Origin of the sequence: Streptomyces sp. NPDC059874, assembly GCF_042731135.1 — a bacterium.
In the GTDB taxonomy this organism is placed as follows: Bacteria; Actinomycetota; Actinomycetes; order Streptomycetales; family Streptomycetaceae; genus Streptomyces.
In genome coordinates, this window is sequence record NZ_JBHWJY010000101.1 from 20,750 (window position 1) to 27,974 (window position 7,225).

At 74.9% G+C, this 7,225-nt stretch carries 3 protein-coding genes; 1 reads left to right on the forward strand and 2 read right to left on the reverse strand.

The genetic code is table 11. The features are described 5' to 3' along the window. Positions 1-19: 19 nt before the first annotated feature. A complete protein-coding gene (locus ACFV9H_RS36500) occupies positions 20-3,592 on the reverse strand; it encodes a UvrD-helicase domain-containing protein (protein WP_385407221.1) in 3,573 nt (1,190 codons plus the stop codon). Between the two features lie 201 nt (positions 3,593-3,793). After that, a complete protein-coding gene (locus ACFV9H_RS36505; protein ID WP_385407223.1) occupies positions 3,794-4,162 on the reverse strand; it encodes an MGMT family protein in 369 nt (122 codons plus the stop codon). Positions 4,163-4,320: 158 nt separating this feature from the next. Here ACFV9H_RS36505 and ACFV9H_RS36510 point away from each other — a divergent pair, with 158 nt between their 5' ends. Next, positions 4,321-7,146, forward strand: coding sequence for a YbhN family protein (locus ACFV9H_RS36510; protein ID WP_385407225.1), 2,826 nt, complete (start codon positions 4,321-4,323; stop codon positions 7,144-7,146). Positions 7,147-7,225 lie beyond the last annotated feature (79 nt).

A 7,225-nucleotide genomic window follows, 5' to 3' on the forward strand; every position in this document is an offset into this window, starting at 1 on the left:
ACAGCCCTGACCGGCCGCATCACTCGACGGTCTGGCGGCCCTCGGGGCGGGCGCTGCACGAGCCGCGGAAGGAGCAGTGGTCGCACTGCCGGCCGGTGACGGGCGCGAAGCGCTCGTCGAGGACCCGGCCGGCGGCGGTGGCGAGGAGGTCTCCGACCCACTCCCCGTCGAGGGCCTGCTGCGCCTGGATCTTGGGGTCGGCCGACCCCTGGCGGAGCTGCACGAGTTCGGCGCCGCCGGGCTCGGGGCGCACCCCGTCGAAGACCTCGTCGACGGCACCCTCCCGGACCGCCAGCTGGTAGACGGCGAGCTGGGGATGGCGGGCGACCTCGGCCTTCGTCGGCGAGGACTTGCCGGTCTTGAAGTCCACGACGTACGCGCGCCCCTGCGGGTCCGCTTCGACCCGGTCCATGGAGCCCCGGATGCGGACGGCGTACTCGCCCGCGTCGAGCGTGACGTCGAACTCGTGCTCCGTGGCCACGGCGGTCCGGCCGCCGCGGTCGGTGGTGTGCCAGCGCAGGAAGCGTTCGAGGGCGGCGCGGGCGTTGTCCTTCTCCTGGCGGGACTTCCAGGGCGCGTCGAAGGCGAGGGCGTCCCACACGGAGTCGAGGCGTTCCATGAGGACGGCCAGGTCGGCGGGGGTACGGCCGGAGGCGACCTCGTCGGCGAGGACGTGGACGACGTTGCCGAAGCCCTGGGCGGCGGTGGAAGGGGCGTCGGCCTTGACCTCGCGGCCGAGGAACCACTGTAGGGAGCAGGTGTTCGCGAGCTGGTCCAGGGCGCTGCCGGACAGGGCGACGGGCCGATCCCGGTCGCGCAGCGGGACGCTGCTGCGGGTCGGCTCGTACAGGCCCCACCAGCGCTGCGGGTGCGCGGCGGGGACCAGCGGGCGGTCCTCGTCGTCGGTGAGCGCGGCGAGGCGGGCGAGGCGGCGGGCGGCCGCCTCGCGCAGCGCCGGCGAGGCGTCGGGGTCGACGGTGGTGGCGCGCAGCTCGGCGACGAGCGCCGGGACGGCGAGCGGGCGGCGGGGGCGGCCGGTGACGTCCTTCGGGGTGACGCCGAGCTCGGTGAGGAAGCGGGAGGGCTGGTCGCCGTCCTCGGCGGGGGCCTTGACCGCGGTGACGACGAGGCGGTCGCGGGCGCGGGTGGCGGCGACGTAGAACAGCCGGCGCTCCTCGGCGAGGAGCGCCCCGGGGGTGAGGGGCTCGGCGAGGCCGTCGAGGCCGATGCGGTCGGCCTCCAGGAGGGAACCGCGGCGGCGCAGGTCGGGCCACAGCCCTTCCTGGACGCCGGCGACGACGACGAGACCCCATTCGAGGCCCTTGGAGCGGTGGGCGGTCATCAGCCGGACGGCGTCGGGACGGGCGGTCCTGCCGGTGAGGGTGTCGGCGGCGATGTCCTCGGCTTCCAACTGTTCGAGGAAGTTGAGGGCGCCGCGGCCGCCGGTACGTTCCTCCGCGCGCGCGGCGGTGTCGAAGAGGGCGCAGACCGCGTCGAGGTCGCGGTCGGCGTTGCGGCCGGCGGTGCCGCCGCGGCGGGCGGAGCGCTCGAGCCGCTGGGGCCAGGGAGTGCCGTCCCAGAGGGTCCACAGGGCCTCTTCGGCGGTGCCGCCGCCTTGCAGGAGCTCGCGGGCCTTGCGGAGGAGCAGCCCGAGGCGTTGGGCGCCGCGGGCGTAGGCGGGGTCGTGCGCGGTGAGCCGCTCCGGCTCGGCGAGGGCGCGGGCGAGCAGCACGTCGGAGGGCGCGGGCACCTTGACGCCCGCGGCGCGCTCCTCGTCGCGCAGGGCGCGGCCGAGGCGGCGCAGGTCGGCGGCGTCCATCCCCCCGAGGGGGGAGGCGAGCAGGGTGAGCGCTGCCTCGACCCCGATCCACCCTTCGCCTGCCGCGGGCTCTGCGTGTTCGGCGCCGGTCGCCTCGGCGGGGCCGGGGGATGTTTCCCGCCCACCCGCCCCAACGTTGCGAGCGAGCTCGCGCACCTCCGGCGTGGCCGCCGGGTCGCCTGCGGCGGGCTCGGGGTGCGGCCCCGGGCCGGAGTTGCCCACGGCGGGGCCGCGCACCGAGTCGCCTGCGGCGTCACCCTCGGCGCTCGGCGCAGCCGGGAACGTGGGCTCGGCAGAGCCCGGCGCGGCCGTGGCCGGGTCGGGTACCGCGAGGTCCCGAGCGGGCTCGGCCGGCGCGTCGCCCCCGGCGATGCCCGCGGCCACAACCGCATGGTCGGCCGGGCCCGGCGCGGCCGGTACGGCGGCGGTGGCTGTTGTGCGGAGGGCTGTGAGGAGGGGGGCCACGGCCGGTTCGTGGCGGAGGGGGGTGGCGGTGGCGTCGGTTTCCGCCGGGACGCCCGCCGTGATCAGGGCGCGCCGCATCGCCGGGAGGGTGCGGCCGCCCGCGCGGACCAGGACGGCCATGTCCTGCCAGGGCACGCCGTCCTCCAGGTGGGCCCGGCGCAGGATGTCCGCGATGTTGTCCAGCTCCGCCCCGGCCGTGGGGTACGTGTACACCTCGACCGCGCCGCCCTCCCGCGTCGCGGTGAGGTCGCGGTGGGCGCGGACCGCGGCCGCGGGGAGGCGGGGCAGCGGCATGCGGGTGGTGAGGAGGCGGGTCGCGGCCAACAACGCGGAGCGCGAGCGGCGGCCGACCGTGAGGGCCCGTACCTCCGCGCCCGGGAAGGCCGACTCGAAGTCCAGGGTGTTGTTGATGTCGGCGCCGCGGAAGGCGTAGATCGACTGGTCGGGGTCGCCGAAGGCGATCAGCGTGCCGCCCGGCCCGTTCAGCGCGCGCAGCAGCCGCAGCTGGGAGGCGTCCGTGTCCTGGTACTCGTCCACGAAGATCGCGTCGTAGGAGGAGGAGAGCGACGGGGTGCGCTCCGCCAGGAGGACGGCCCGGTGCAGGAGTTCCGCGTAGTCCAGCATGCCCTGGAGGTCCAGCACGTCCAGGTACTCGGAGAGGAAGGCGGCGGCCGCCTTCCAGTCCGGGCGGCCGATCCGGTCGGCGAAGGAGGAGAGGGCGGAGGGGCCCAAGCCCAGTTCGCGGGCGCGGGCCAGGACGGCTCGGACCTCGTCCGCGAAGCCGCGCGTGGTGAGCGCGGCCCGCAGGTCGTCGGGCCAGCGGATCGAACGCAACCGGCGCTGGCCCTCCAGGAGGGTGCGGACCATCACGTCCTGCTCGGGGCCGGACAGCAGCCGCAGCGGGTCCGCGAAGAGGTCGGTGTCCTGGTGGGCGCGGACCAGGCCGTAGCAGAAGGAGTGGAAGGTGGTGGCCTGCGGCGCCCGGGCGCCGCCGAGGCGCAGGGCGGCCCGGTCGCGCAGTTCCACGGCGGCCTTGCGGCTGAAGGTGAGGATGAGGATGCGGGCCGGGTCCGTACCGGCTTCCACGCGGGCGGTGACGGCCTCGACCAGCGTGGTCGTCTTGCCGGTGCCCGGTCCGGCCAGGACGAGCAGCGGGCCGCCGGGGTGCTCAACCACCGAGCGCTGGGCTGCGTCCAGGACAGGGGGATCCACCCGTTCCGGCCCGGTGCGCACGAGGCGGTACGCGTCGGGGGTCCGCGTACGCCGCCGCTCGGTGCGGCGGTCGGCGTCGGAGGAAGGGGTGATCACGTGAGGTGCCGGTCCTGGTCGTCCTGGTCGGAAGTCGGGGTCTGGGTCGGGGTCCGCGGGCGGCGCCGCGACGGTTCGCGCAGAAGCCGAAGAGGCAACGCTACGGCAACCGGCCGACGCCGCGCAGTCCCCCCGGGTACCCCGTACGGGCGTTCGCACTGTCGCTCGACCGCCCGCCCCGGCCCCGCATGGCCGAAGCTGTCAGGTGTGAGCCTCGTCGCGCGTGCCGTCCCGTCCGGGGTCCCCGGGGTCCCCGTCCCAGCGCGCCCGGCGCATGTCCAGTCGTGCCTCGCCGCCGGCGGTCAGGCGCAGCGGGGTGGCCTCCGCCCGGTAGTGCTCCAGCGCGCGCAGCTCGTGCCCGGGCAGCGGTACGCCGTCCGACCGCACCACGCGCCACCAGGGCACGGCTCCTCCGTAGAGGGCCATGACGCGCCCGACCTGACGCGGTCCTCCCTCGCCGAGCCACTCGGCGACGTCCCCGTACGTCATCACCCGGCCGGGCGGAATCCGCTCGGCCACCTCCAGCACGCGCTCCGCGTACGCGGGCAGTTCCTCGCTCATTCGGCCCATGGTGCAGCACGTCGGCGGGCCGCCGGCGGAAGCGCACGTTCCATACCGGCGCGCACCCTGCTGCCCCGCTCCCCGGTCGGTCCGTGCCACCATCTTCCGGGCGGTGACTGGTGATACGTGATCAAGAAGAGACGGAAGTGACGACGAAGGAGCAGGGTGTGAGCCCTCCGAACGGCGCGGCGACGGACGGTGACGCGCGCCCGGGCGACGGCGACAACCACGGCACCCACGACCGCGCTCACGACGGCACCACCCGCCGGGGATCCTCCGGGGGCGGTCCGGCGGACGGCCGCGAGCGCGGCCCGGCGGGCGGCCCCGAAAGCAGCCCCGCCCACGGCCCCGCCCACGGCCCCCACGGCGGCCCCGAGGACGCCCCGCACGGACACGCCACCACGGCCGCCGACCAGGTCGAGGTCGACGAACCGCTTCTCGCCGCCCGTGTGCACCGGCCGTCCGACCTCGTACGCCTCCTCGTCGGCATCCTCGGCATCGCCGTCGTGCTCGGCATCTCCGCCTTCGCCCACGGCACCACCGCCGGCCTGGAAGCCGACATCAACCAGGGCACCGGCGCCGCGCCCGACCTGCTGATCAAGGTCGCCGCGCTGGTCTCCAGCATCGCCGTGCTGCTGCTCCCCGTCGCCTTCGCCATCGAGCGCCTGATCAAGCGCGACGGACTGCGCATCGCGGACGGCGTGCTCGCCGCCGTCCTCGCGCACGGAGTCACCCTCGCCACCGACCTGTGGGTCTCCCAGGCCGCCCCCGAGACCATCCAGGACGCCCTGACCCGCTCCACCAGCACCGCCGGGGACCTCACCGATCCCGTGCACGGCTACCTCGCGCCCGTGATCGCGTACATGTGCGCCGTCGGAATGACCCGCAGACCCCACTGGCGCGTGGCGCTGTGGGTGGTGCTGGTGCTCGACGCGTTCACGATGCTGGTCAGCGGATACACCACGCCCTTCTCGATCATCCTCACCGTGCTCATCGGCTGGAGCGTGGCGTACGGCACCCTGTACGCCGTCGGCTCGCCGAACGTGCGCCCCACCGGTCAGAACCTCCTCGCGGGACTGCGCCGGGTCGGCTTCCAGCCGGTCAGCGCGATGCGCGCCGAGCAGCTGACCGAGGGCGGCCCGGAGGCCTCCGAGGTCGGCGACCGGGGGCGGCGCTACCACGTCACCCTGGAGGACGGGCCGCCGCTCGACGTCACCGTCGTCGACCGCGAACAGCAGGCCCAGGGCTTCTTCTACCGGGTGTGGCGCCGGCTCACCCTGCGCGGCATCACCACCCGGCGCAGCCTGCAGTCGCTGCGCCAGGCGCTGGAGCAGGAGGCGCTGCTCGCGTACGCCGCCATCGCGGCCGGGGCGAACGCGCCGAAGCTGATCGCCACCTCCGAGCTGGGCCCGGACGCCGTGATGCTGGTGTACGAGCACTTGGACGGCCGGACCCTGGACTCCCTCTCCGACGAGGAGATCACCGACGACCTGACCCGCAACACGTGGAAGCAGGTACGGGCCCTGCAGTCGCGCCGGATCGCGCACCGGCGGCTCACCGGGGACGCCCTGGTGGTGGATCGTTCCGGCAACGTCATCCTCACCGACCTGCGCGGCGGCGAGATCGCGGCCGGTGACCTCGTCCTGCGGATGGACATCGCGCAGCTGCTGACCACCCTCGGTCTGCGGGTCGGCGCGGAGCGCGCGGTGGCCTCGGCGGTGTCGGTGCTCGGCCCCGACACCGTGGCGGACTGCCTGCCGCTGCTCCAGCCGATCGCGCTGAGCCGGTCCACCCGGGCGACGCTGCGCAAGCTGGCCCGGGAGCGGGCGGATCGGCAGCGGGAGGCCGTACTGGAGTCCTCGCGGGCGGCGAAGGCGGCGCGCGAGGCGGACGCGGCGGCCTCGGGCGGCTCGGGCTCCGCGTCGGCGGCGGCCGACCGCAAGGCCGAGAAGAAGGCGCTGGACGACGCGCTCGACGGGGCCCGCGAGGAGGACCTGCTGAGCCAGATCCGCCAGCAGGTGCTGCTGATCCGCCCGCAGGCTCCGGTGGAGCCGGCCCGGTTGGAGCGGATCCGGCCGCGCACGCTGGTGTCGTTCATCGCGGGCGCGTTCGGCGCGTACTTCCTGCTCACGCAGCTCGCGCACGTGGACTTCGCGACGATCATCGGCAAGGCGCAGTGGGGCTGGGTCGGGGCGGCGCTCGCCTTCTCGGCGCTCAGCTACTTCGCGGCGGCGATGAGCCTGCTGGGCTTCGTGCCGGAGCGGGTGCCGTTCCTGCGGACGGTGGTCGCACAGGTCGCCGGGTCCTTCGTGAAGCTGGTGGCGCCGGCGGCGGTGGGCGGTGTCGCCCTGAACACGCGCTTCCTCCAGCGGGCGGGTGTCCGGCCGGGGCTCGCGGTCGCGAGCGTGGGCGCCTCGCAGCTCTTCGGGCTGGCCAGCCACATCCTGCTGTTGCTGTCCTTCGGTTACCTGACGGGGACCGAGAAGACCCCCGAGATGACCCCGTCGAGGACGGTCATCGCCGGTCTGCTGACGGTGGCCGTCCTGGTGCTGGTGGTGACGGCGGTCCCGTTCATGCGGAAGTTCGTCGCGACGCGGGTACGGGCGCTGTTCGCGGGCGTGGTGCCGCGCATGCTGGACGTGCTGCAGCGGCCGCAGAAGCTGATGACGGGCATCGGCGGGATGCTGCTGCTGACGGGCTGCTTCGTGATGTGCCTGGACGCGTCGATCCGCGCGTTCGGCGGCGGCCAGGCCATCAGCTACGCGAGCATCGCGGTGGTCTTCCTGGCGGGCAACGCCCTGGGGTCGGCGGCGCCGACCCCGGGCGGTATCGGGGCGGTGGAGACCACGCTGACGCTGGGGTTGATCGCGGCGGGCCTGGAGAAGGAGGTCGCGATCTCGGCGGTGCTTCTGTTCCGCCTGATGACGTTCTGGCTGCCGGTGCTGCCGGGGTGGGTGTCGTTCAACTTCCTGACTCGCAAGGAAGCCATTTAGCTCCCGCTGGGGGGCGGCTGTACGGCTCCGGCTTCGCCGAGACTCCTGGGGCTCCGCCCCAGACCCCGCGCCTCAAACG